Raw genomic sequence first — 25,187 nt, 5'->3', positions numbered from 1 at the left:
GCTGGCCGCGTACTACGCGGCAACGTGCGGGGCCACGACGTGCGCCGGACCGGGTACGCCGGCACTTCAGTGCTGAGGGTCCGGACATACTTTGGGTGGCCGATGTCACTTATATTCCGACCGGCGAGGGGTTTCTCTATCTGGCCGTGGTGCTTGACGTATTCAGCCGGCGCATCGTTGGTTGAGCGATGTCGAACCCTTTGGATACCGCACTAATGTGGCACGCGCTGGACATCGCGTTTCAGCAGCGGCGCCATGAGGGAGTTATTCTGCATTCGGACCAGGGCTGTCAATACACATCCATTGCCTTCGGGCGGCGCTGCCGCGGAGCCGGTGTGCAACCGTCGATGGGGACGGCGAGCGACGCCTGCAATTCCGGTTCATCGCGTCGCCTCTTTTCCGCGAATCGGGGCGGTGATTCTAATCTAAGCCGTGAGCTCTGGAACAAAGGCAAGTTGGTTGGTCAAAAGCCGCCGCTGAAGCCGAAAGAGATCTGGGCAATCCGGATTTACCTTCAGAACGCGCACGGGTTAATGATCTAGCGCTATTCAATCTTGCGATCGACAGCAAGCTGCGCGGGTGCGAGCTCGTTCAACCTGCATGTTCGCGACGTGACGCACGGCAATCAGATATTCCCCGCGCGATGATAATGCGGCGCAAGACTAAACGGCCCGTGCAGTTCGAGGTTACAGGGCACGCTCGCGTTGCGGTCGCTGCATGGATCGAAAAAGCTGAGTTGAGGTCCGAGGAGTACCTTTTCGGAAGCCGCTTTTCTCGGTCGCCGCATATCTCAACGCGACAAAATACGCTCGTAAGGTACATCAATGGGTCGCCGCGCCACGGCAATGCGCTGTGACGCCGAGCCGTGCGTCATTCGACTTTGACGACCATCATGCGAAGCGAATCGGCCGTACGTGAATTGCGTTGCAGATAGCGCCACAACGCTGCGTAAGTCAGAAGTCCGAGCATGCTGACCGCGATGAAAATCGGTTGAACACCGAGACGGCCGCCGAATGTGGCCACAATCAAGCCGGCCACGGGCAGGCTCAATTGATTCAGCAATACGATCAGGCTCAGGACCCTGCCCAGTTGATCGCGGGGAATCCAGTGCGCGCGCTCCGTGCGGATATATACATTGAATAGACCGCAAGACGCAAAACTAAGCGCATAGCCCAGCACAAACACCGGAAATGACGATGCCATGCCCATAAGCAGCCCCCCTACGACGATCATTCCGAACGCGGTGACACCAATCCAGTAGACGGATAAACGGCGCGTCAGATAAGGAACGGCCAAGAAGCTGGCGAGCGCAACAGCTCCAACGATGGTCTGGAGAAATCCGAACAGACTGTTCGGAAGCCCGAACCGACCAGTGGTAATCGCCGCACCGGTGGCTAGCGCGACGCCGACAATCAGGTTCACCCCCATGCTCAATGCGATCAGTGCCCAGAGAACAGGCTTGTCACGTAACACTCCGACGGCCGCAGCTACGCCAGCATTGAAACCCTGTCGGTGTCCCGCACTTCGCGGTTCGGTGCGATGAAGGTCGTTTCGCAATGACCATACCAACAACGCACTGAGACCGAACACCGAAGCAGCGACCCACAACAAGCCGCTGGGCGGAAATCGCGCGGCAAGCAGCGCGGCCAAGGCTGGCCCCGCAATACTGGCTGTCTGATCGATGGCTTGCAAAAGTGCCTGCGCCTTGTGCATTTGTTCCGGCATCACGAGCCTCGGAACGGTCGATTCGAGCGCAATGAACGCCTGTGCATAGAAAAACGCGCATACCGCGCTCAAGCTCGCAATGATTGGAAACGAATTCGACGGTGTCGCCAACGCCAGCCAGGCAACACATGCGCAGGCTATCGCGCGCGCCGTGTCCGCGAAGCCGTACACGCGCCAACTGTCCAGCCGGTCGCACAGGTTACCGGCGATTGGCAATGAACAGATTCGCGGCAACCATTCGATAAAAAACGCGAGGCCTGACATGGCGACGCTTCCCGTGCTGCGGTACACGATCAATGGCACCGCGAACATGAGGAACTGGTCTCCGAGCGAAGAGGCTGCCCGCGATAGCAAGAACCGGAGGATTACACCGCGCTGCATAACATTCTCCTTAGGCTGCCGCGTCCAGTGGCAGGGATTCGATCCGCACCGACGCAAAGAGATCCTTGAGCAGGTGTTCAAGATCTTGGGTGGACGGGCCAGCAATGACGCCGGCAGCCGGAGCTTCGGTGGCTTGATAGGTAATGTGCCGGGGCAGCGGTTGGCCGTGCGCGAGCTGATTCCAACGAGCCATCCAGGGATGCGAGACGAACCCTTGCGATCCGTGAAGATGGCACCCTCCGCGAGGCATGTGATGGCCTGGCAACACAAACCAACCGTAGCGGACGCCAGAATCAGGCGTGGTGCGCAGCTCAACCGCTTCACCGATCAGCAATTTCAGCTCGCACGATGGCAGGTGTATGCCGGTGCGCATTCTGAAAGTGTCTACCACGTCGGCGCCCCCAACGCGGTTGGCTATTTCCAGAAAGACCAGAGAACCGCCATTATCGATTGCCTCGAGATGGAAGCTGCCGTCACGGATTTCAACGGCTGACACGACCTTCTGGACCCACTCGCGTGCAACCGGATCGTCGTCGATCTGCACCGATCCCAGAGGCATGCCCGACGCGTAGTCGAGGCAAGTGCCCACGTAGCGGCTGCCGACAACAACCGCGACCCGACTGTCTGTCACGAGTCCGTCGAAATGCAGAATGGGTCCGGTAACAAATTCTTCGATCTCAAAGCGCGCGGTGGCCAACGCGCGAGTCGCGTCGTCGAGGCTATATACGCCGGTTCGGTGGTCGTGCAGCGCCGTGAGCATCGCAGAGGGTGAGTCGAAGACCACGACGTCTTCGCTTGACGCACCGTCGAGCGGCTTGAGGACGGTTCTGCCGAACCAGTCGGCGATGCCGGGGTTGTCCATAAACTCAGCCAGCGCGATGGCGCGTGGAACGCGTAGGCCAGCCTGCGCGACCAGACGTTTCATCAGCAACTTGTCGCGCACCTTCTCGACTTTCGCAACTCCCGGTCCGCTTATGCCCAGTGCGTCGCGCACTCGTGCGGCATCCAGCAATTCATATTCGGACAGTGAGAGTACCCGGTCGAACGTGATGTCGAGCGATTTGATAATGGCAATGACTTCGTCGCTCGCGCGATCGGTACCAGGGCGAAGCAGTTGTTTGCACGGAAGCGAAGCGGGAATCGTTGCAAGATTCTTCTCCGTGCCGATGTAGTAAACGTCATGGCGATCATGATCGATGCCGAGGTGATAATCGATCTTGTGATAGGGGATACGATGCAGAATAAGAATTCTCACGACAGCAGACCTCGCTGATAAATGCGTTAATCTCTTTTGGATCGATACGTCATGCGCTGCCTTCCGAAACGGCTCTTATCACGCGCCACGACAGCTTTTGGCCGCCGCTTCGCTATCCGTCGCACTGGGCGACGTCGACCGCCTGGCGGAGGCATGAGCCGCGTACATATTGATGAAACGACGCTTTCCAAACCGTTTGCAGGTTGGACGCGAGATCCCGGATATCAATGTCATCGCGGGTCGTCGTCAGACATACCTGTGCGATGAAATCAGCGTTGTCCCGGGGAACGGCGTGAATGCGCCGAGCTTCCGCCGGCAACCAACAGAACTCATGCAATTCCAGGTCACCGCTTCGCAGAGATGGAAAGCGACTTTGCAGCGACGGCAAAACTACGTGATCGAGCAAGACGCTCGCGTCAGCGCCCATCGCCGAGATGACGTCGGTGTCCTCCGCCACCCCAAGCATCACGGTCGCCGCCTGGCGGCTGGCTTGTGGTAATTCGCGCGGAATTTCTTCGCCGAATGCCTGATCGACCCACAGGTGGTAAAGATTGACTTGATAGACCAGCGACGCAATCGTCCAGATCTTCATGCCTGCCGGCCGGCGATTCGGTTCGACAACGGCTGCGCGATGGCCGTCGTCGCTAAGCTTGATTTCATTGTGAAACGGCCCATTGCGCTGTCCGACCAGCAAGTTGGCCAAACGTCCGGCCACCGATATCGTATTCCGTTCGCGAGGTGTGATTCGCGCTGGCAAGACTTGTCCGAGCTCGACAGGGTATCGGCCGGTCGCGCTGATCTTTTCTGTAATAAAGGACAGGCTACCGATTCCATCGAATGAAAATTCACGGCGATAGGGAATGAGTTCTTCGCAAATCACACCGTCAGAGAGATACGTTGAAACCTCCTTCAGAACGGCGGCGAGGTCGTCTCCTTGGCGCATGGTGACCACGCCCCGATTATTACCTTCACAGCTCGGCTTGACGACAAATCCCCCGGGATGCCGAACGGCAAATTCAGTTAGATCGGCCAGATTCCGGATCGGTGCACAATCCGGGACCATCATCCCTTGAGGCCCGAAGATATCCCGATGTCTCTGCTCAAGCGACCGATACGCGTGCTTGCTGAACGCCCCTTCAGCGAGGGTGCCGGAATCCACCGCTAGCCCAAGTGCCTCGAGAAGCAAGGCCCCGCTTTGCACAGCGTTGTCGGAAAACACCAGCCCACCTGCAAGTCGTGCGCGGTATGGTGCGAGTGCCACGAGGGCCCTTTCAACAAAGTCGTCGTCGCGCGGATTGAGGTCGATAACGCCATCGCAGATCGCTCGGTCGACATCAGTGGGCGTAGAACGGATGAGTAGCGACTGCGCACCATAACGGACTTTCGCATAGCAAGCCATCTGCCTTACATCTGCGACCCGCGAAAGATTGTAATCAACGAGTAGCAGGATTGGTTGAGCATGTATCATCGTGCTCGCTCCTTCGCATAGCGTACAGTGACTGCGCTGTTGGAATTCTTTACTATTACTGGCAATAGAGTCTCACGCTCGGCCAGGTCAAAGTGCCACAACAATTGGCCCAGGAAAACCTCGCGAGAACTCGCCTGCACGTCGTCTCCCGCCTTCAGAAAAATCTGCGAAACAACGGGCTTGGGCAAGTGATTTTCGACGGCCACATGTTCTATCCTGCCCGGCTCGGCGAAATAAACGCGAAAGAATGTACTCTTCGCATGACGCTGCGTGCCGTCCATGTCAAATGCCAAAGCTTTTAGCTTGTTGCGCCGAGCGTTCAGTGCGGACTGACCCAGCGACGCGTCGACCAGCAGATCCAACCAGAGATCCAACATGCTGTGCTGACCATTCAGCGACTTCACACTCGCCGAGATCAGACTCCCCCCAACCCGCGGATTGATCTCAATCAAATCCCATCGACCCGTATCGAAGCGTGCCTCGATATGAAAGCAACCCCATTTGCAATCCAGTTGTTTAAAAATCTCGTTGATCCAACGCTGGCCTTGCGCTATCGCGTCTGCATCGATGCTGCAGGGAGGGCATACACAACTGTTCTCGAGCACGGTCGTGGCGTTTTCGGTCAGCTCGCACTTTTCGTGTACGGCGAGTACGCTCACGTCGCCGTTGCTCAAGATGACTTCAAAACTGAACTCCCGGCCAGGGACGTAGTCCTCCGCTAGAAATTCGAGTCGGTTACCAAACGCCGATTGATAAATGACATCGTCGGACGCTTCGTCGGCGACCTTGATGAGATCCTCCCAGGTAGTCTCGGGGCGCAACGAAAACGCGCCGTAAGAGGCGATTCCACACACTGGCTTGACGAACAGTTTTCGACCGCTCGCTTTAAGTTCATCAAGCGTTTCCGGGGTCAACCGGTGAGCGCGAGCACGCGTGAGGCCCAAAGTCTCCAGCGTGTTGCGCAATTCGCGCTTATTGCGCAGCATGCCGACCTGGGCGGGCGTAAGATCCGGTACACCCAGGTTCTGGTTCGCCAGCGCCATGAGATCCCGGTAGCCTTCCCACACGCAAATGCAGCAGAGCAGGGTCTCGCCATCAGCTTGCAAAGTTTTGAGCGTGGCTTCGACATCCTCGGCAGTCAAGGCATGGGATTGCGTTGTAATCAGCCGGTCCGCTTTCTGTTCAAGTTCCACAAGGCGCGTCGCCTCGACTTCGGGCAGTGGCCGTGACGACAGAACGATGCCGCGGAAGCCTCGGGCCTTGACCGATTCCAAGAGATCCTCCATAAAGGAAAATCCGCAATGGCTTAGCAGTAGAACGCCATTCCTTTCTTTGGTCATCACCTTCTCCTCTTATGCCGCTGCCTTCCGAAGCTTGGGTTCCATCACGTCTTCGTACAACTCGGTGAAATAGAGTCCCAGCACTTTCTGATGCTCGCCAAGGTATCGCTTCAAGTGCTCGATGTCTTCGTCGTTTCTGAGCAGATGACGAATCACGTCCCAGACTTCACCTGGATGGTCGTCATTGATATCCGTGTGAGAATGCGCGACCTGGCCCGATATGTTGTCTTCGCCCACGGATTGCTTGAGAGCATCGATCTTTCTGGGCTCGAGCTTTACATTGACGTATTCCACCAGGTACGAATACGCCACCACCCCGAGAGGATCTTCATGATCGAGCAAATAGGAGAAAAATCCAGAAAGCAATTTGGTGGACAAATATGGCTCGGTCGCCAGAAATTGCTCACGGCTGACCCCAGCTTTGGCCAGGTCCTGGATAAAAAGCTGGTCGTGAAGCATTTCTTCCCGCTCGTAATTGGCCCATATCTGCGCGGCCCTCGGACTACGCTTGGCGATTTCGGCAAGGGCCTTCGACTCAACGACGCGCAAAAGACGAATTCTCCAAGCGGTCTCGATCAAATGGCGGCGATAGTAATCCGGATCGACTACTTCACCTTCAAGGTGAGCGGCATAGGGAACCGTTTGATACCAGAGTTCGACTTGCTGGTCGATAATCTTGTCTATTTCCTTTCTCAACATCGACGATTCGCTTGTGTTGATAAAAGGCACGGAATTAGGAAAGCCGACATTGTGGACTCGATTTGACATGATATTTTCTCTGTTCGTCTAATTTAAAAATAGGATTCTAGATTTCGGTGTTGATGGTGGCGGTGCCATTAATTTTGCATTGGCAGGCCAGTCTGAATCTTCCGTCGTCGTAACCGAGGAAGGTTAGAAGCTTGAGTTCCCGTTCGGTTGGCTCGCTGAGACAGCCAAATCCATTGAGCACTTCGATGACGCAAGCACCGCAAGCTCCTGCTCGGCAACCAGCAGGTATGACGTCACTATCCCTCAGTTCAAACTCCAGATCACTCAGACGAGCCGACTCGGCTAGATGAACCGTCACGTTAAGCGGAAAAATATGTAAAAGTGCCATACGAGTTAGTTGGATTAGATGGATTCCAAAAGTCTCCCTGTCGTGTTTAATTAAAATAAGCCCGAATCCAAAAGTGGATTTGCATCGCTACTTGATCCAGCCGGATCAATAAACGGGATGATGGCTTCTTGATAACTTTGACGATCCCATTCGCGTGGTTTCGCGCACCTGTCGTCAGGATCAGTTAGCAGGTCGAGTGAAAATAGAGGCGAGCGTGGCACGACTACTCCTATTATGAAACGCGTCCCAGTGGAACAGAAAACGGACGCGCGTTGCGCGCCCACATAAAACCAGGTCCTCGGATTCAGAAAGTATTCCCGGAAGTGACTGTTCACCAATATTGTTTGGTGCGAGTAATTCAAGACTTCGACCGCTAGGCCTTATATCGCCGAACGTCGACGCTTATTCGATGCGCAGCTCCATGGGTGCAGTTATCCCACGACGACATCGCTTCCACATCCCCACAGAAGTGTGTATGCCAAGGTAGAGGCCGAGCGCTCAGAGAGACCGTGTCGCTCGTGGAGCAGGCGGCCGACGTGGTCTACGTATGCAAGAGAACGGCACGGCTGTGTCGCCATAACGGTCATTCACATGATCGCGCCTGATGATGCCAAGCGTTACGCGATGATCGGAGGCGTTTGCGCTTATCGCTCGTTGCCGAAGTTGCAAGGTTGAAATGAGATAACAACAGGATACCTAATCGAGCGAAACTTAGAGAAGTCCGAGATAGTCGAGGATCTGGCATTCACGGCGCCGTTCTACACCTGACAGGTCGAGCGCTGCTCCGTATCGTTCGTTGCGTCTGATCGGCGGGATGTGACTGCTGCTGCATGCACGACGAAATTCGACAAGCGATAGGCCGCTGCCGGCGGACCATGCCGTATTTCACGACAAGACGAGACGGACGCGCGGTGGTTCCCGACGTTCCATGGAAAAGTTGGCGCAAGCTCGCGATGCTCACGCACGTGAGCCGCGGTAGGCGAACCCGGCCAACGCTCAGCGTTATTGACGCGCAGCGCGAGCGGCGTCACTCGCGGCCAACGGCGTGTAATTTGGTAGGACTGTCGACGCGCGAGCACCTGGCTCCAGCAAGCGAGTCCGGCCACTGTCGCGTCGATCGTCATTGCGACGATGGAGGAATGCTTTTATAACTTGCGCACGCACAGCGCTTTCAGAGAGGGCGTTGCATGACAACGTTCGAGGGCGTGCGTTGCCCATGGCATCGGCGGCTCAGGAAGGAATGATGTGCTCGCGCTTCAGCCGGTCGAACAGATTGAAGAACGCATCGGGCGTGCTCTGGTAATCGAGAAATCCGAGCTTGCGGCTCTTCGACATGTCCGTCAGCACTTCCATCGGGCGGCCGAGGTCGGCGTCCGTATGCCACCACGAGACGAGGTTATCGATATCGTGCTCGGCGAGCGCGTAGCGTGCCGCGATGTCCGCCCAGGTCTGGCGAGCGCGATGCATGCGGCTTTCAAGCGGTCGAATGTGTCCGTCGAAGGGTGCCGGCTCCACGCCGAAATACTCCGCGATGCGCGCCCACATCCATTTCCATCGGAACACGTCCCCGTTGACGACATTGAACGCCTCATTGCGGGCCGAGGCAGACGTGGCAGCCCATTCGAGGTGCCGCGCGAGCAGACGGGCGTCGGTCATGTCGGTCAGGCCGTTCCATTGCGCAGCCGAGCCCGGAAACAGGAAGGGTTCGCCAGTCTCCTTGCATAGCGTCGCATAGACGGCCAGCGTGACGCCCATGTTCATGGCGTTGCCCACTGCATAGCCGATGATGGTGTGCGGACGGTGTACGCTCCAGCTGAATCCGTACTGGCGCGCGGCATCGAAAAGCCGATCTTCCTGCTCGTAGTAAAAATTGTCGACCGGTTGCCGGCCCTGTTCCTCGCGAAACGGGGTTGTCGGAACGCTGCCTTGGGCATAGGCCTCGAAAGGACCGAGATAGTGCTTCAAGCCGGTAACGAGGGCTGCGTGCGACAGAGCGCCAGTGGGGCCCAGCGCCGCGAGCACATTCGCGACCATTGCTCCGTTGACGCGGATGTTTTCGGCTTCGGTCGCCTGGCGCGACCATGCAGTGAAGAAGACATGGCTGAACTGCCGCCCCTTCAGAGCGTCCGCGACCGATGTCGTCGATGTGAGGTCGGCGGTGATCGATTCCACGCCGGCAGGCGGGGCCGTGCGACCGCGTGACAGCCCGGCAATCGCCCAGTCACCGCGCGACTGAAGGTGCTCGGCAAGATTGCGTCCGACGATGCCGGTGCCGCCGATGATTAGTGCTCGCTTGTCCATTGCATCTCACTGTGTTTTGAATTAATCGAGGCCGTCCGCGTGGACTGCTCATGTAAGTGTGAGGCTTGGCCGAAAAGTCTGCTTGCACCGAGGTGCGCGGAAAAAAAGACGGTCGAGCGGTTCTTTTAGCGGCCGTGGGGATGGGAGCGGCGCCGGCCATACGTGCAGGTGTGATCGGAGCTTCCAGTCCAAAGCGCCCGCAAAACATCTGAAGACGGTTGTAGATCGACCGACGACCTCGATGTCGGTCCAGAAGGATCTCGGTAGCGCCCCCTGCGAGGCAAGCGCGGGCGGCTCGCGACAAATGCGCTGAAGCGGTGTCGCAGGGCAATGGCGCGCCGAGATCGCGCGCTGCATCGAGCGTCCCCCTACGAAACGCTGCCTAGCCGGTTTCGTGTATTGCCCGATTCGACGATCAGTTCGTTTAACTGAGTGATGCTGGCGGGCTTGACCAGGTGATGATCGAAGCCCGCCTGTCTCGCGCGCTCGAAATGCTCCTCCCCCGCGTATCCACTATGCGCGATCAGCATGGTGTCTGCAAAATCGGGCGTCGCGCGCAGCCGGCGAGCCACTTCGTAGCCGTCCATGTCCGGCAACCCGATATCGAGTAGGACGATGTCAGGACGAAAGTCCTTCGCGCGCAGCAAGGCAGTTGGGCCGTCCTGCACGACCTGGACTTCGTGCCCGTCCAGCTTGAGCAGCATGGCGGTGCTTTCGGCTGCGTCTGCATTGTCATCCACAATAAGGATCCGTCGAGGGCGCGTCGGTTGTGCGCGAATCGGCAGGGCGACTGCAGGGGAATGCTCCACCTCGATGTCTTCTGCGGGAAGCGCTGGAAGTCGAACAACGAACTGGCTGCCGCGTCCCAGCCCTTCGCTCGAGGCGCGTACGGTTCCGTGATGCAGATGAACGAGTCGCTGCACGAGGGCAAGGCCGAGACCCAGCCCGGCAGACTTACGGTCAAGCGAGCGTTCCGCCTGGACAAAGACAGTGAAGATCGTTGGCAAAAAGTCCGCCGCCATGCCGATACCGTTGTCTTGGACTGTCAGCGTTGCCTGACCGTCGTCGCGCGTAAGGGACACAGCAATTTCTCCGCCAGGCAAGGTGTATTTGATCGCATTGCCAAGCAGGTTGACGACAATCTGTTCGAGCCGCATCGAGTCCCCTTCGACCATCAGTGATTCAGCCGGTAAGGCAAGTGACAGCCGGTGCCGGCGTGCGTCGCTTTCTGTGCGGATGGTGGCCACGCCGTGGCGCACGATCTGCACCAGATCGACGGGCTCGACTTTGAGCTTGATGATGCCGCGTGTAATGCGCGATACGTCCAGAAGGTCGTCGACCAAGCCGATTTCGTGCTTCAACTGCCGCTTTGCAGAATCGCGGGCGCGTTGCTCAGTGTCGGCGTCGACGTCCATCCGCTCCCATATCGCAAGCCCGTTGCTGATCGCCGCGAGGGGGTTGCGCAGTTCGTGCGCCAGCATCGCAAGGAATTCGTCTTTCTGATGGTCGGCCGCTTCCAGTCGGTCAACCAACCGCTGATGTTGCGTAATGTCTTCAATGGTGAGCACGATCAGTTCATGCACTCGTCCGACCACGCGGGCAGCATTGAGCCGCATCGTGCGCGACCCAATTTCCTCAAATACATGCGTAATCACGAAGTCGCGAACGATGGCTTTTCGCGGGAGAATATTTTCGAGCAACTCGCGTAGGCCCGGGATATCCCACTGTCCATTTCCCAACAAATAGAGCATCGCACCGATCGTGGTATCGGACGTCGTCCGGAAGGTTTCGTAGAACGCGCGATTAGCCCGCGTAACGCGCAGGTCTGGCTCCAGCACCAGCAGCGGGTCGGACATCGTGTCGATGATCGCGTCGGCATAGTCACGTGCTCGCACCACATCGTCGTGAGTCGTCTTGAGTTCCTGATTGCGATAGCGCAGCTCATCGTTGGTCGTCGAGAGTTCTTCGTTCAGTGACTGCAACTCCTCTTTCGCCGCTTCGAGCTCTTCATTGGTGCTCTGGAATTCTTCGTTACTTGATAGCAGTTCTTCTTCGCTTGACTTGAGCTCTTCGCGTGCGCTTTCGTGTTCCGCGAGCATGGTTCGAAGCTGCGTTCGCATGGCGCCGACCTCGGCGTTCAGTCGGACGATCTCTTCGTCTTTCGGATCCGCGCCCTGTGAGACGACCTTGCGCCCCAGACGTTGGCGCAACGTCTGCAACATCAGGGACTTCAACGGCTCATCCTTTTGCGTCGACAGGGTATCCGAACTCTTCAGGCTGCCTTCAAAAAACGTCAAAAACCAGCGGCCCGCCGCTTCGGCGGTCTGGACCGGATGAACCTCGAGGCTGGCGGTCACCAACCCGCTAGTACGCGCGGTTTTCAGATCGGCCTTACGAACGACAACACCCTCCTGCCGCGCCTGCCTGATCGCGTCGTTGAGAGCAGGAAAGATTTCGGGCTTCGCCAGTCGCTGAAGATTGGTGATCGGCGGACCGCTCGGGTTGGTCAGATAGGCGGAGGTGTCCCCTCGAAACTCGATGACGTTCAGATCATCGTCACATAGTACGGACGGCGGGACATAGCGGGCGAGCGAGAGACGATCGACTTCGGCGCGAAGTAATGATGCGTCGACGGGTTCCGACTCATCGCTGGAGACGTTAGGAGAACGGACGGCGGTCGAAGGAACCAGTCGCGGCGCAAGGCGCATCTCGGCAGGCGAACTCATGCGGGGCTTCTTGCTATACACCTTGCTGCGCTTGTTCTCGACGACGCCAAAGAGTTCGGAGAAGGCGCCGACCGTCTCGGATGGGCCCAGCATCAGTACACCATCCGGTTTTAGCGCGTAGTGAAAGAGCGGCATTACACTGCGTTGGGCGGGCGCACTCAGGTAGATCAACAAATTTCGGCAGCTGATCAGGTTCATCCGCGAAAACGGCGGGTCGCTCACCACGTCGTGGCGTGCGAACGTGCAGAGATCTCTGACAGCTTTGTCAACGCAGTAGTATTTGCCATCGCGTACAAAGAACCGCTCCAGGCGTTCGGGCGACACATTTCGCGCGATGTTCTCGATGTACCGGCCGGCGCGCGCCGTGTCCAGCGGTCCAGGGCTGATGTCGGTGCCGAAGATTTGGACTGACGGAACCTGCGCGCGCTGACTAAGGTATTCAAGTAGACAAATGGCAATGGAATAGACTTCCTCGCCGGTCGCGCACCCTGGCACCCAGATCCGCAGTGTCTTGCCTGCGTCATCACCCATGAGGCGGGGGAAAACAGTCTGGGTCAACACCTCGAACGTCTCGGGATCGCGGAAGAATTCGGTAACCTGGACCAGCAGGTCGCGTCCCAATGCGAGGGTTTCCGCAGGCTCCGATTCGAGCACGTTGACGTATTGTGCTGTGGAGGTCAGTTGCCGCAATGCCATGCGACGCGACAGCCGGCGCTGGATCGTACCGGGTTTGTAGTGCGTAAAGTCGATATTGCAGGCGTTCTGGAGCAGACGGAAAATAGCTTGGAAACTGGTTTCAGCCGATTCAATCGCATCGGGTTTCGCGCCTGCCACTGACCCCAGGTGAGGATGTCGCGCTATGCGGATTATTTCCTTTGCGATTTCATGCGGTGCGAGCACCCGATCGACGCATCCGAGCCCGATTGCCGCATGCGGCATGCTGTTAAAAAGTGCCGACGCGTCCTGAGCGAACGTGAAACCTCCCTGAACTTGAACCGCCTGAAGACCCAGCGCACCATCCGAGCCGCTCCCGGAGAGAATCACGCCAATGGCGTTGGCGCCCTGGTCCTTGGCGAGCGATTCGAGCAGGTCGTCCACCGGCATCGGTGGTCCGAGCGACTCGTCGCGGGGTTGAAGCCGGATGCGGCGATCGACCACGAGCATTCGTTTGTTCGCGGGGATCGTGTACAGATGGTCTGCCTCGATAATCATGTCGTCGGCGGCTTCCTGCACCCGCGTGGCCATGCGCTTGGCAAGAATTTCCGCGAGCAGGCTCTGGCGGGACGGATCGAGATGCTGCACTACGAGAAATGCCATGCCGCTCACAGCCGGAATTTCCGACATCAACTCGGAAATTGCCTCGAGACCGCCAGCAGAAGCGCCAATACCGACTACTGGAAAACCCGGCGATGCCGGCTCGGTCCTCATCGTTGCGGGGTCGGTCACATCATCTCCCGTATGGCAAAAAACCGCCGGTCGGTCACCTGCGTCTCGACGCACCAGTAGGCCCCACATGCGCGCTTTCTAGTCGCACCTCAAGGAGGGGTCCTTGCGGCTAACCGATAGCGCCTGACGCATGCCGCTGCACCCGTCCCGCGGTCTGCTCCGCCCCGTTCATCGATCTTGCCCGGCACTCTCGAACGATTCCGACAGTCGGCAAGTCGCTCGACGTTTTGCGCTAGCAGCAATGGGCGCGGCGTAAGCACCCGGTGGTCGATTCGGTCATATCGCCGCTGCGGTCCACGTTTTCACGGTCCGTAAGGTTCAGCAAAGTCGATACCGCATCGCCGCAGCGCTTATCGTTACAACTGCAAGGTTAGTCTAATCGAAGCGATTAATTAGCGTTGCCGGCTGTATCGACACACCGCGACGGCCGCCGCGCCCAGTGCCGACGTCAGGCGCCTTTATTGCTCTACGTATATGACTGGCGGAGGGCCCGTGAAAAAGCGTGACATTATCGTCGTGGCGACTTCGACTGGTGGGCGTGCCGCGCTTAACACGCTTGTATCGGCATGGCCAGCCGATCTTCCGGCGTCCGTATTCGTGGTGATGCACGTCGGCGCTCAGCCCAGCATCCTCCCGGAGATACTGCAAAGATCCTGCGCTCTACGCGTTCAACACGCGGAGAACGAACAGGAGTTCCAAGATTCCGTCGTGTACGTCGCCCCGCCGGACCGCCACTTGATCGTTCAGGACGGAAAACGCTTCTTATCGCCGGTCCAAAGGAAAATTTCGCTCGTCCAGCAGCCGACCCGTTGTTTCGATCGGCTGCGGTCAACTATGGTGCACGCGTCATCGGGATCATCCTCACGGCTCATCTGGATGACGGCGCGGCGGGCCTCAAGGCGGTGGATGCGTGCGGCGGCTTCGTTGCAGTACAGGACCCGGCAGAGTCTCCGGCGCCAGGCATGCCGTTAAACGCACTGCGCGCGGTCAAACCCGATGTCGTTGCTTCCGTCGCGGAACTCTCCTTGTTCGTCATGACATTGCTGGACCAACCTGTCGTCGAGAAGCCCGAAGCATCGAACATTCAGCGGATCGCCGCTATCGAAACTCAAATCGCGTCGACGGGCAGGTCGAGCGTTGACATCATCGAATCGATCGGTTCCCGCAGTCCGTTGACTTGCCCCGAATGCGGTGGCGTCGTGTGGCGCATTGGTGACAGCGCACCGCTTCGCTACAGGTGTCACACCGGCCACGCCTTTTCAGGGCGCTCGCTCGAAGAGGTCCAGCGGCAACAGACCGAGAATGCGCTGTGGTCTGTCGTTCGGGGCCTGCAGGAGCGCTTGACGCTCGCGAAGCAGCAGTTGGTCAATCTCGACGATGCTTCAGAGCAGGAAGCGATCAGCGCGCGAATCGAGAGCCTCGTTGTGGCCGAAGAGGCCGCGTACGGCTTGCTGCGCGACACCGTACATGGCGTGTGTGATCAACGTTTCACCGACAGATCGAGTCCATGCATCGGTTCTTAAGTTAAAAAGTTATCCTCAGTAGACGACGGCTCTAAATAAGGAGTGGATGCCCCTGAACATATTGCGCCGCTCGGAAGGCAGCACTGACGCCCTGCACCAATCCCACTCCCTCCGATGTATCACGGCCATCCACACTGCGGTGTTGAGTTCAATCGCAGACGATACCCGTGCACCTGGCGGACTTTCTGATTCTCTCCACAGCAATGCCGACACTGGAGCGGAGGTCTTTCGACCCTCCATGAAGGATGGCTACTTATCGAAATCGATCCACTCAAACTGGAGGTTCCATGTCTGACACAGAAGCGGGTTCCAATTCGCCTCACCTTAATAAAGGTGAGCAAGAACAGGCTGCCGACCACTCGACGCCTGCCGCGCTCGTCATCCACGAAATAGTGCGGGAAGAGGGCGAGGCAGCCATGGAACGCACGGTTTCCGCGCTTACATGGTCGGCGCTCGCGGCGGGTCTGTCGATGGGTTTTTCATTCCTGATGCAGGCGGTCCTTGATGGTGAACTGCCCGACAGTGAGTGGCGGCCGCTTGTTTCGAGCTTCGGTTACACCATCGGTTTTGTGATCGTCATTCTCGGTCGGCAACAGCTGTTTACGGAGAGCACGCTCAGCGTTGTGCTTCCAGTGCTGACGCGCCGTGATCTGAAAACAGTCGTGAAGGCGCTTCGCCTCTGGGGGATCGTACTAACGTGGAACCTGATTGGAACAGCCTGCTTCGCGGCGATGCTCCAGTTGCCTGGTGTATTTTCCACGGACGTTCAAGCATCACTCGATCGCGTCGCCGAAGCGCCGTTCTCTGGCAGCTTCGGCGTGACCGTCGTGCGGGCAGTGCTGGCGGGCTGGCTGATCGCGCTCATGGTATGGCTATTACCCAGCGCGCGCTCAGCGCGGCTTTTGACCGTCTTGTTGATCACCTATGTGGTTGCCGCCTGCAATTTGTCCCATGTAATTGCCGGATCGGTGGAGGGCCTCTATGCCGTCTTCAGCGGCGCTGTCGGCCTCGGCGACTACTTCTTTGTCTTCCTCATTCCGACTTTGATCGGTAATGTAATTGGAGGCATATCGCTCGTTGCGCTCATCAACCACGCAGCGATCGCGCCGGAAATTACGGGCGGTGATGCAACCTAGGCTGGGCAAACCTCCGCGCCATGTGTGCCGACGCAAGTGTTCTGCTAAAAAAGGCAAGAGCGATTCAACGTCAGCGCACGCAAGCGGCCGACCTTGCGACGGCCCATTGCTCTCAGCCCTGTACTGCCGGCGCAATACTTGCGCGCGTGGAAGGCGGTGTTCGAAGCGCGAGTGTGAGTATCCTGGCCGGAGGGAGATTCAGCCACGTGACCTCGGACGACAACTCGACGAATTCATGGCTGAGATGTCTTGGTGGACCGTACAGCGCATAAGTGAACTGAATCAACAGCGTCCCGGTCGGAAGTACGCTGCACCAGTGCGCGACCATTGAACGCGATTCGGCGTAAGGCAACGAACGAAGTGGCACGCTGGACACGACGGCGTCGATCCGACCAGGGTCCGTCAAAAAGCTCGAGAGGTTTCGTGCATCGCCTTCGATGATTCGAAGCTGCGGGAATCGTGCCCGTAAATGGGCGGCAAGGGCCGGCGCGCGCTCGACGACAAGCAGGCGTTCTGGGCGGACACCGCGATCGAGCAAGGCCTGGGTCACTGCGCCCGTGCCGGCGCCTAGTTCCACGACAGGGCCGGTGCCGGCAAGCGGCACCGGCCGTGCCATTGCTTCCGCGAGACGTCGTGAACTTGGAAAGATCGCGCCAGCTGACCAAGGGTGCAGTAAGGCCTCCCTGAAAAAAACCAGGTGGCGGCGCAGAAAAGTCCAGTTTGAAAAGGCAAAATTTCTCATTCTTTGACGCCGCTATGATTGGTCGAGCCCCTTTGACGTGCGTATGTGATGTTTGTTTAACGCGAGCATATGAGGTGCCTGAGGGTTTCTGCTTGCGTTCGGTGCGTCCGACCATCGGGCAGCGTCGCGGGAATAGCGATTGCGCGCGAAGAAAATGGCGCATGGGCAGACCTACGTCATCCGATGGAACGACGCGTGATAACGCATACGTTGCCTCTTCCGACGGTGCCGCCATGTCCAAGACGTTGGGCGACAAGAAGGACGGTGTGTCAGGGTCGTCCTCAAACCGAAAGTCATGCAGTGTTGACAATCAAGGTCAGGTGAATCCTTGAACCCTCGTAGCGATCCCGCACGAAGTGCACTTCTTTCCGCATCCGAGACGCGCTCGCTCGCACGCGGGCTCGGGTGGTACAGCCTGGCGTTAGGCGCCGCCGAACTGCTTGCGCCGAGAACGGTTGCGCGCGCGGCGGGACTCGAAGGCAGCAGCCGGGCGCTCGTGCGTCTCTATGGACTTCGTGAGATCGCTTGCGGAATCGGCATTTTGATGTCGCGCAATCCTGCGCCGTATGTGTGGGCGCGCGTCGGTGGCGACGTCCTTGATCTCGCCACAGTCGCCTCGCAGTCCGATGGCGTTGCGTCGGAGGGCCGGGGGCGCGCCATCGGCGCGGTCACGAATCTCCTGGCCGTGACAGCGCTCGATGTATATACGGGCGTCACACTGTCCGCCGACAGATCAGCTGATGCCGCAGAGGCGGACACCGAGCGCTATGTGACGCTATACAGTATGCGCACCGGATTCCCGCGGTCGGCCGAGGAGATGCGCGGTGCGGCGCGCGACTTCGAGGTGCCGGCCGATATGCGCACGCCCGAGGCTCTGCGCCCATGGATAAACGGCGAGGCGGACGTGAAGTCGCGTTAGAGGCATCGGCGCCCGATGCGGATGCGGGGCGCCGCTGCGGAAACGGAACTATAGACTGAAACCCGGCGCTTAAAGGTCTTCCGCGATATTCGATTCAAATGCCAACCCGAGCCCGATATGAGCCGTCTGGTGGTCGTATCAAACCGTACCGCCGATCCTCGCAAAGCTGCGGCAGGAGGCCTCGCGGTCGCCCTGCGGGAAAGCCTCGAACAAACAGGGGGACTCTGGTTCGGCTGGAGCGGCAAACTCAGCGACACTGTGGAAGGTGACGCTAACGAACAGCACGAGCTCGATGTTCATACGAGCGGCAATGTGACACTGGCGACGCTCGACCTGACCCGTGCGGATCACGACAGCTACTACTTGGGATACTCCAACGGTGTGCTTTGGCCAGTATGTCACTACCGTCTGGATCTCGCGAAGTTCGACACGCGCTTCGCGCAAGGTTATCGGCGCGTGAATCAGTTGTTCGGCCGCAAGCTGCTGACATTGTTGAAGCCAGATGACATCGTATGGGTGCATGACTATCATCTGATCCCGCTGGCCGCCGAATTACGTTCGGCCGGCTGCAAACATCGCATCGGCTTTTTCTTGCACATTCCGATGCCGCCTCCACTGATCATGGCGGCGATCCCCGAGCACGAATGGCTCATGCGTTCGCTCTTCGCGTACGATCTCGTCGGCTTCCAGGCGCAGTCCGATGTCACGCACTTTTCGCACTATGTCGAATCAGAGGCTCGGGCCGTTCGCCTGGGTCCAAACCACCTCCGTGCGTTCGATCGCACGCTACAGGTCGGGGCCTACCCGATTGGCATAGACGTCGAGGACTTTGCGCGCCTCGCCCGGGCCAGGGAAGGGCGCGAGATGTTTGCACGCATGCGTGAGGAATACTCGCGGCGGCGCTTGCTTCTCGGCGTCGATAGACTCGATTACTCGAAGGGACTACCGCAAAGGATTCACGCTTTCCGACAACTACTGGAGCGCTATCCGGAAAATCGTGACAGCGCTACGTTGATCCAGATCGCGTCGCCGAGCCGCGAAGATGTCGGGGCGTACGACGATCTTCGCCGTGAAATGGACAGCCTGTGCGGCGCAATCAACGGTGACTTTGGAGAACTGGACTGGATGCCGGTCAGGTACATTCATCGCAATGTGGCTCGCAAACGACTGCCGGGACTCTATCGCGCGAGTCGTGTTGCGCTGGTGACGCCGTTGCGCGACGGCATGAACCTGGTGGCGAAGGAGTTCATCGCTGCTCAGGATCCGGCTGACCCGGGCATGTTGGTGCTTTCGCGTTTCGCCGGTGCGGCCGAGCAGCTAACCGAGGCGCTGCTCGTCAACCCCTATGATACGCAGGGCACGGCAGACGCCATTCAACGGGCATTGGTCATGCCGCTCGATGAACGCATCAATCGACATGCGGCGCTTTCGAACCGAGTCCGAGAGCAGGACGTTCGCTGGTGGTCCGAGACGTTCCTGAAGGCGCTCGCCGAGACAGAGACGGCTTCAGGGAAGAGTTGAACGAGTCGCTTCACGCCACAGTCGGAGAGGCTATCCTGTGTTATCGGATGAGGTGCGTACGGCGCTTCGCGACAACAACGAAGCTCCCACTTGACTGGTGAGTTCGTTTGTCATGTTGGAATCCTCGACTATTGCGAAGGAGGGGTAATGACAGCCCAAAACTCGACATACAAGGAATGCAATATCAGTGTGGATGTGACCGGTCCTGACGATAGCGGCGCGTACTCGGGCACGTTTGTTATCACGCGTGAGGTGGGTGACGCTGATGATGACAGGCAGTTCACGCCTGCCTGGCGGACCGCCGTATTCTCGGAAGCGGAAGCTCTCAGCCGACTCACGCGGCTGGCTAAAGACGTCATTGATGGCAAAGCGGACGGCTCGGAGATTTAAAGGTCTGACATTACACCGCGCGTTTTCCCGTATCGATAGTCAAACCATCCGGCGGATCTGCAATCCACAAGACGCATCGGAAGTGCGTCATTCGTTTCCTGAGGTTATGGGCTTTAGGCGGTGTGTCGCGGGCGCAGGCTCGAGTGGGACGTCTTGGTGCCCTCTCGCATGGGCGGGGTGGCTTTAGCGAAATGAATGAGTCAACGACCGTGACTAAGCCACGGCCGCCAGCGAACCTGCGTATAGGTCAATCGCACGGCATAACTCGACCGCGGTAGCACGGGTTATCGAAAGAGTCCCTCGCCATCAACGCTCAGGAATCGCCGTCGTCGCCATCTCAAATAGATGCTCGACACAATGAAGGCGGTGACGAAGTACGCCACGACAAGTACCAATGTTTTCACCCCGACGAACTCCGACGCGACCACCAACGCTATACCCACGTGCCGCATTGCGCACGCGATCGCCAGCGCCGTTCGTTCATCGGCGTCTGGCCCTCCAAGAATCTGGCCGATGAACAGTGCCCCAACCATGAGTCCTACGAGTGAGAACACGCCTTGCCAGGTGAGACCCGCCAGGTGTTCCCTATGGACAAACAGCAGAATAATGCCCGAGACGGCGAGGACAACCCAGGCGACCGTCATGACCCGGTTCGACAGCCGTTCCGATAAGACTGGAAAAATCAGGCGAAGCCCCATGCCGACCAGGATCGGCAGAAGAATAGTTTTGGCAATGTCCGTCACGACAGTACGTACGGTCAGCGTTACTTCCACGTCGAAGTAGGCGCTCAGTAACGCGGTCCACACAGGTACGGCGGCAATTGCGACGAGCGAGGATGTGATCAGCAGGCTAAAGATGTATTGCGCGCTATGCAGTGTCTTTAATCTTTTTGGAAGCAGCGGGGCGCCCGCAGACACAGCGAGCGCGAGCATCGCCGCCTTGACCCCTCGCTCGATCGGCATAATCAGCACAAGGCCGAAGGCGACCAGAGGGACGAGAAGGTACATCGCTGCAAGAGAGCGGAGCAATAGACCGGGACGTCGCCATACGTAGGTCAGTTCGGAAAACGAAGTTCCAGCACCGACACAGGCGATCAACACGCCGATAGAGAGCTTGAGCACGACTATCAGGGTTTCAGTCACGACACTGCCACCTTTGAATAGGTACAGCGACCATTCGATCCCGAACGAGGTCGGCGAAAAGGCTGCCGCATGCCGCGCCTCGCGTGCGCCTAGAGCAACCTTATGATGATGCTCATAAAGAGGAAACTACCCGAAAAGGCCATGACTAACGCGACAAAAAATGTCGGCCGGCAAATACTGACGGCATGATATTCGCGCAAACTGACGATCAATCGCCAGTACTCAATCGTTCCGAGCACCATCGACACGGTGCCCATTCCCGTGAGAAAGAGGCCGATGGTTCTCGGGCTGTGCGGATGCGCCAGATGAACGCCCGCTTCCCTGAATCCTTCGAGCAGCTTATAGATCGTAAAGCCGAAGCTGATCATCGAGAGCGCAGTACGCGTCCATGCCATCAACGTGCGATCGGCTGCCATCAGCGTGCGCGTCGTTGCGAGGTCGGTTCGTTCTTCGGCGAGTTGATTCGCCGAGCGCGCTTGCACGTTAACCACACCAGCCTCCGCAAGAATTTGTAGGACCGAGTTGCGGCGACGCATTCATTTCTGTCACGAACCGTTAAAGCCGCTCCCGAGCGTCAACGTAAATCTAGTTCATGGGACGCGCGATTGCGAGAAGCGTCCACTTCAAAGACGCGGCGAATGGCAGGGGTTTCTCATGTATCTACTCCCATATCGCTGGTTGCGGCACGGCACCAACAACTCCTCGGGGCATTGCGTGCCTCGAGTGACGTACGAGTGACCCTCGCGCGAGACGGTCGTTCTCGCCAATACGTTTTATTCGCAAACCGTGAAATTGAATTTGCTTTCGCCTTGCAAGCTGTCTTAAATACGTATCACGTCTTTGCCAGGACTTTCTGCTTCAATTCCAACCCCGCCGAATCTTGAGGCGCCCGGTCCGCGGTCTCGGGCAATCATCGGCACTTTGACAGCTGAGGAGTGTACGGCGAATGGAGGCCACGTTGCAGTCACGCGCTTCGTCATCGAGCATTGCAAATCCCCAACTGGCTGAGAGCCGGCCGCCGGATGCGCCGCCGCGTTTTCATTTGCTGGCCAAGCCGAGCGGCTCGACCTGCAACATCGATTGCAAATACTGCTTTTTCTTGTCGAAAGAGGCGCTGTATCCGAATGAAAAGCATCGGATGTCTCAGGCGACGCTCGAAACCTATATTCGCCAATTGCTGGAATCGCATCGCACGCCAGAGGTCACCGTGGCCTGGCAAGGCGGCGAACCGACACTCATGAGGGTCGAGTTCTTCCGGCACGCGGTCGAATACGTCGAAAAGTACCGCAAGCCTGGACAGGTGGTTAATCATACTTTTCAGACCAACGGCATTCTTCTTGATGACGAATGGTGCGAATTCTTCAAAGAGCATCACTTTCTCGTGGGCCTGAGTGTCGATGGTCCGCGTGAAATCCATGACACGTTTCGTGTCGATCGCCGCGCGCAGGGCACTTTCGAACTGGTCATGAAGGGTTGGAACCAACTGCGCAGGCACGGCGTCGAGTTCAACATCCTGTGCACGGTCCATTCCGCCAATGAACGGCATGGCCGCTCGGTTTATCGCTTCTTTCGCGATGAACTCGGCGCAAAGTGGATTCAATTCATCCCTATCATCGAGCGCGCAACTGAACAGACGATTCAACTCGCGAACCGCGGCTGGAGCGAGCGGGCGGGCCACAAGCGCGTGCTGTACACGCAGACCGGCAATCTCGTCACCGATCGTTCGGTCGGCGCGAAACAGTACGGGCTCTTCCTCATGGATGTATTCGAAGAGTGGGTACGCCGGGACGTCGGACGCGTCTTCGTGCAATTGTTCGATGTGACGCTCGAGGCCTTCTTCGGCCGTCATTTGCTGTGCATTCACGCTCCGACTTGCGGCCTCGGCCCTGCGCTCGAATACAACGGAGATCTGTATTCCTGCGATCACTTCGTCGAGCCCGGATATCGGTTGGGCAATATCCACGAAACGCATATGCTCGAACTCATTGCGTCGGCCGAACAACGCAGGTTTGGATTGGACAAACGCAGTTCGCTCACGGCCCAGTGCAGAAGCTGCGCGGTGAGGACGTTGTGCAACGGCGGATGTCCGAAGGACCGTTTCGCGCTTTCACGGGACGGTGAAGCAGGGCATAACTATTTGTGCCCCGGTCTCGAGTTGTTCTTTACGCAGTCGCGCCATGCAATGGAGACGATGGCGAAACTCCTGCACGATGGCCGGCCGCCGTCCGATGTGATGGCGATAACCGCCATCGAAGATAAACGGCGCGGACCTTATGCGCCTTGTCCATGCGGCAGTGGCAGGAAGTTCAAATTCTGCCACGGCGACAACGCGCCGCGTCGTTCGTTCAACTCAGGGAGCAGTGAAGAGCGGCGCACCTCATGATGGGTCAGGTGGTGCCCAATGACGTCGGTGGCCGTTACGAGCTCACAGAGCAGGGGCCGGCGAGCGGCATTCTGGCTCGGTTCGGTGATTGATGCATCCTTCGCCCGGCTGCGCAAAGCTCAGCGGGCGCTATCTGAAAAGGAGTGGAAGTAATCATGGCGACAAAGCAGCCGAATATTCTGATTCTTTGGGGCGATGATATCGGATGGTGGAATATCAGCTTCAACAGCCGCGGGCAGATGGGTTATCGCACGCCCAATATCGATCGCATTGCCAATGAGGGCGTGGCATTTACAGACTACTACGCTCAGCAAAGTTGCACGGCTGGCCGCGCAGCATTCATTACCGGACAGAATCCGATCCGCACGGGACTGACCAAGGTCGGCATGCCGGGTGCGGATGTCGGTTTGTCAGCGGAGGACCCGACCATTGCGCAGATGCTCAAGCCGCTGGGTTACGTCACCGGGCAGTTCGGCAAGAATCATCTGGGCGACAAGGATGAATTTCTGCCCACCATGCATGGATTCGACGAGTTCTTCGGCAATCTCTATCACCTGAATGCGGAAGAGGAGCCCGAAGATCCGGATTATCCAAAGGATCCTGCGTTCAGGAAACGCTTCGGTCCGAGAGGTGTGCTCCACTGCCACGCTGATGGAAAGGGCGGTCAGAGAATCGAGGACACCGGTGCGCTGACCAAAAAGCGCATGGAGACGATCGACGAAGAAACGACGACACTCGCGTGCGCATTCATCGACAAGGCGCACAACGAAGGCAAACCATTCTTCGTCTGGTACAACACGACGGCCATGCATTTCCGCACTCACTGTGCGGAGAAGCACAAGGGCAAGAGCGGACAGGGCGACTATAACGACGTCATGGTTGCGCACGACGAGAACATCGGCAAGATGCTTGCGAAGCTCGACGAGTTGGGCATTGCCGACGATACCATCGTGATGTACTCGACCGATAATGGCCCTCACTTCAATAGCTGGCCGGACGCGGGCATCACGCCCTTCCGGTCCGAAAAGAATACCAACTGGGAAGGCGGCTGGCGTGTTCCGGCGTTCGTTCGATGGCCGGGGAAAATCCCTGCCGGCACGGTTCTCAACGGCATAGTCACGCACCAGGACTGGATGACGACCTTGCTCGCGGCGGCTGGCGAGCCGGAGGTAAAAGAAAAGCTGCTTCAGGGATACAACGTCGGCGAGAAAACGTACAAGGTCCATCTGGACGGTTTCAACATGCTTCCTTATCTGATGGGCGAAGTGAAGGAAAGCCCGCGCGATTCGTTCTTCTATATCAGCGACGACGGCGACGTAATGGCCATCCGCGTGCGTGACTGGAAAATGGTGCTGCTGGAGCAGCGCGCCAAACAGTTGGCATGCTGGGCGGAACCTTTCGTCCGGCTGCGGATTCCGAAGATGTTCAATCTTCGGCGCGATCCATTCGAGCGTGCGGATGAGAGTTCGAACACGTACTACGACTGGATGATCTCCCACGCCTATCTGGTGTATGCGATGCAGGCGGTCGTCGCCTCGCAGATCGAAAACTTCAAGGCGTTTCCTCCGCGTCAGAAGCCTGCGTCATTCAACCTCGACGCGGTGCTGCGCCAACTCGACGATGCGGGTGGGGGCGCTCATCACTGAGCGGGCATAAGCGTCGCCCGATGGCATCCATCCCGGCCCCGGCTGAA

The 25,187-nt window shown here is 58.1% G+C and carries 18 protein-coding genes and 2 pseudogenes; 9 read left to right on the top strand and 11 right to left on the bottom strand.

All coding sequences use genetic code 11. The annotated features are described in order from the left end of the window. Window positions 1–86: 86 nt before the first annotated feature. Both NCR38_RS34490 and NCR38_RS34485 read left to right on the top strand, forming a co-directional pair. Entirely contained in the window at window positions 87–185 is a 99-nt protein-coding gene (locus tag NCR38_RS34490) for a DDE-type integrase/transposase/recombinase (RefSeq protein ID WP_409219297.1), read from the top strand. Between the two features lie 270 nt (window positions 186–455). Then, a pseudogene (locus tag NCR38_RS34485) lies at window positions 456–831 on the top strand (tyrosine-type recombinase/integrase); the annotation flags it as partial. A gap of 39 nt (window positions 832–870) precedes the next feature. Here the strand turns inward: NCR38_RS34485 and NCR38_RS19290 are convergent. The 8 genes from NCR38_RS19290 to NCR38_RS19255 all read right to left on the bottom strand — a co-directional run bounded on the left by NCR38_RS19290 (window position 871) and on the right by NCR38_RS19255 (window position 13,738). Further along, entirely contained in the window at window positions 871–2,106 is a 1,236-nt protein-coding gene (locus NCR38_RS19290) for an MFS transporter (protein WP_250477482.1), read from the bottom strand. A 10-nt stretch (window positions 2,107–2,116) separates the two neighbouring features. Beyond that, window positions 2,117–3,361: an acetyl-CoA carboxylase biotin carboxylase subunit family protein gene (locus tag NCR38_RS19285; RefSeq protein WP_061117939.1), complete on the bottom strand. Its 1,245-nt coding sequence runs from the start codon at window positions 3,359–3,361 to the stop codon at window positions 2,117–2,119. 112 nt (window positions 3,362–3,473) lie between these two features. Continuing rightward, window positions 3,474–4,829 (bottom strand): acetyl-CoA carboxylase biotin carboxylase subunit family protein, encoded by a 1,356-nt coding sequence (locus NCR38_RS19280; RefSeq protein WP_061117940.1) that lies wholly within the window; start codon window positions 4,827–4,829, stop codon window positions 3,474–3,476. Next, complete coding sequence (locus tag NCR38_RS19275; RefSeq protein WP_250477481.1) at window positions 4,826–6,103, bottom strand: acetyl-CoA carboxylase biotin carboxylase subunit family protein; 1,278 nt, start codon at window positions 6,101–6,103, stop codon at window positions 4,826–4,828. Before NCR38_RS19275 ends, NCR38_RS19280 begins: the two co-directional genes overlap by 4 nt. 78 nt (window positions 6,104–6,181) lie before the next feature. Then, on the bottom strand, window positions 6,182–6,937 hold the full coding sequence (locus NCR38_RS19270; protein ID WP_061117942.1) for an iron-containing redox enzyme family protein: 756 nt from the start codon (window positions 6,935–6,937) through the stop codon (window positions 6,182–6,184). A 37-nt stretch (window positions 6,938–6,974) separates the two neighbouring features. Next, on the bottom strand, window positions 6,975–7,265 hold the full coding sequence (locus tag NCR38_RS19265; protein ID WP_086960972.1) for a 2Fe-2S iron-sulfur cluster-binding protein: 291 nt from the start codon (window positions 7,263–7,265) through the stop codon (window positions 6,975–6,977). Window positions 7,266–8,495: 1,230 nt separating this feature from the next. After that, window positions 8,496–9,566: an SDR family oxidoreductase gene (locus NCR38_RS19260; RefSeq protein ID WP_061117943.1), complete on the bottom strand. Its 1,071-nt coding sequence runs from the start codon at window positions 9,564–9,566 to the stop codon at window positions 8,496–8,498. 368 nt (window positions 9,567–9,934) lie between these two features. Continuing rightward, a complete protein-coding gene (locus NCR38_RS19255; protein WP_250477480.1) occupies window positions 9,935–13,738 on the bottom strand; it encodes a chemotaxis protein CheB in 3,804 nt (1,267 codons plus the stop codon). A gap of 474 nt (window positions 13,739–14,212) precedes the next feature. On the opposite strand from NCR38_RS19255, the pseudogene NCR38_RS19250 reads away from it, so the two are divergent. Together NCR38_RS19250 and NCR38_RS19245 are read left to right on the top strand one after the other, a co-directional pair. Beyond that, a pseudogene (locus NCR38_RS19250) lies at window positions 14,213–15,261 on the top strand (chemotaxis protein CheB). 287 nt (window positions 15,262–15,548) lie between these two features. Next, window positions 15,549–16,397, top strand: coding sequence for a formate/nitrite transporter family protein (locus tag NCR38_RS19245; RefSeq protein ID WP_250477478.1), 849 nt, complete (start codon window positions 15,549–15,551; stop codon window positions 16,395–16,397). 112 nt (window positions 16,398–16,509) lie between these two features. Here NCR38_RS19245 and NCR38_RS19240 read toward each other — a convergent pair whose 3' ends face one another. After that, the gene (locus NCR38_RS19240; protein WP_086960980.1) at window positions 16,510–17,139 is read right to left on the bottom strand and encodes a class I SAM-dependent methyltransferase; all 630 of its coding nucleotides are present in this window, start codon (window positions 17,137–17,139) and stop codon (window positions 16,510–16,512) included. Between the two features lie 496 nt (window positions 17,140–17,635). Between NCR38_RS19240 and NCR38_RS19235 the strand changes: the two genes are divergently transcribed. From NCR38_RS19235 to NCR38_RS19225, 3 genes are all read left to right on the top strand, one after another. Continuing rightward, window positions 17,636–18,058, top strand: coding sequence for a hypothetical protein (locus tag NCR38_RS19235; RefSeq protein WP_250477477.1), 423 nt, complete (start codon window positions 17,636–17,638; stop codon window positions 18,056–18,058). A gap of 117 nt (window positions 18,059–18,175) precedes the next feature. Next, window positions 18,176–19,579, top strand: coding sequence for an alpha,alpha-trehalose-phosphate synthase (UDP-forming) (gene otsA, locus NCR38_RS19230; RefSeq protein WP_061117949.1), 1,404 nt, complete (start codon window positions 18,176–18,178; stop codon window positions 19,577–19,579). Between the two features lie 147 nt (window positions 19,580–19,726). Next, the gene (locus NCR38_RS19225; RefSeq protein ID WP_061117950.1) at window positions 19,727–19,969 is read left to right on the top strand and encodes a hypothetical protein; all 243 of its coding nucleotides are present in this window, start codon (window positions 19,727–19,729) and stop codon (window positions 19,967–19,969) included. Between the two features lie 284 nt (window positions 19,970–20,253). On the opposite strand, the gene NCR38_RS19220 is transcribed toward NCR38_RS19225, so the two are convergent. Both NCR38_RS19220 and NCR38_RS19215 read right to left on the bottom strand, forming a co-directional pair. After that, window positions 20,254–21,111 carry a bile acid:sodium symporter family protein gene (locus NCR38_RS19220; RefSeq protein WP_061117951.1) on the bottom strand — a complete coding sequence of 286 codons (858 nt, stop codon included), beginning with the start codon at window positions 21,109–21,111 and terminating at the stop codon, window positions 20,254–20,256. An 89-nt stretch (window positions 21,112–21,200) separates the two neighbouring features. Beyond that, the gene (locus tag NCR38_RS19215; RefSeq protein ID WP_086960984.1) at window positions 21,201–21,647 is read right to left on the bottom strand and encodes a YidH family protein; all 447 of its coding nucleotides are present in this window, start codon (window positions 21,645–21,647) and stop codon (window positions 21,201–21,203) included. A 506-nt stretch (window positions 21,648–22,153) separates the two neighbouring features. On the opposite strand from NCR38_RS19215, the gene NCR38_RS19210 reads away from it, so the two are divergent. After that, complete coding sequence (locus NCR38_RS19210) at window positions 22,154–23,494, top strand: anaerobic sulfatase maturase (RefSeq protein WP_250477476.1); 1,341 nt, start codon at window positions 22,154–22,156, stop codon at window positions 23,492–23,494. Window positions 23,495–23,649: 155 nt separating this feature from the next. Next, window positions 23,650–25,140 carry an arylsulfatase gene (locus tag NCR38_RS19205; RefSeq protein ID WP_061117953.1) on the top strand — a complete coding sequence of 497 codons (1,491 nt, stop codon included), beginning with the start codon at window positions 23,650–23,652 and terminating at the stop codon, window positions 25,138–25,140. Window positions 25,141–25,187: the final 47 nt, after the last annotated feature.

The organism is Caballeronia sp. INML1 (genome assembly GCF_023631085.1).
Lineage (GTDB): Bacteria > Pseudomonadota > Gammaproteobacteria > Burkholderiales > Burkholderiaceae > Caballeronia > Caballeronia turbans.
This window is presented reverse-complemented; position numbering and strand designations above follow the sequence as displayed.

Coding starts and splice junctions, on each gene's coding strand:
- NCR38_RS19270 (WP_061117942.1), bottom strand. CDS start 6,937: ATGTCAAATCGAGTCCACAATGTCGGCTTTCCTAATTCCGTGCCTTTT.
- NCR38_RS19240 (WP_086960980.1), bottom strand. CDS start 17,139: ATGAGAAATTTTGCCTTTTCAAACTGGACTTTTCTGCGCCGCCACCTG.
- otsA (WP_061117949.1), top strand. CDS start 18,176: ATGAGCCGTCTGGTGGTCGTATCAAACCGTACCGCCGATCCTCGCAAA.
- NCR38_RS19225 (WP_061117950.1), top strand. CDS start 19,727: ATGACAGCCCAAAACTCGACATACAAGGAATGCAATATCAGTGTGGAT.
- NCR38_RS19260 (WP_061117943.1), bottom strand. CDS start 9,566: ATGGACAAGCGAGCACTAATCATCGGCGGCACCGGCATCGTCGGACGC.
- NCR38_RS19215 (WP_086960984.1), bottom strand. CDS start 21,647: ATGCGTCGCCGCAACTCGGTCCTACAAATTCTTGCGGAGGCTGGTGTG.
- NCR38_RS19280 (WP_061117940.1), bottom strand. CDS start 4,829: ATGATACATGCTCAACCAATCCTGCTACTCGTTGATTACAATCTTTCG.
- NCR38_RS19205 (WP_061117953.1), top strand. CDS start 23,650: ATGGCGACAAAGCAGCCGAATATTCTGATTCTTTGGGGCGATGATATC.
- NCR38_RS19290 (WP_250477482.1), bottom strand. CDS start 2,106: ATGCAGCGCGGTGTAATCCTCCGGTTCTTGCTATCGCGGGCAGCCTCT.
- NCR38_RS19245 (WP_250477478.1), top strand. CDS start 15,549: ATGTCTGACACAGAAGCGGGTTCCAATTCGCCTCACCTTAATAAAGGT.
- NCR38_RS19265 (WP_086960972.1), bottom strand. CDS start 7,265: ATGGCACTTTTACATATTTTTCCGCTTAACGTGACGGTTCATCTAGCC.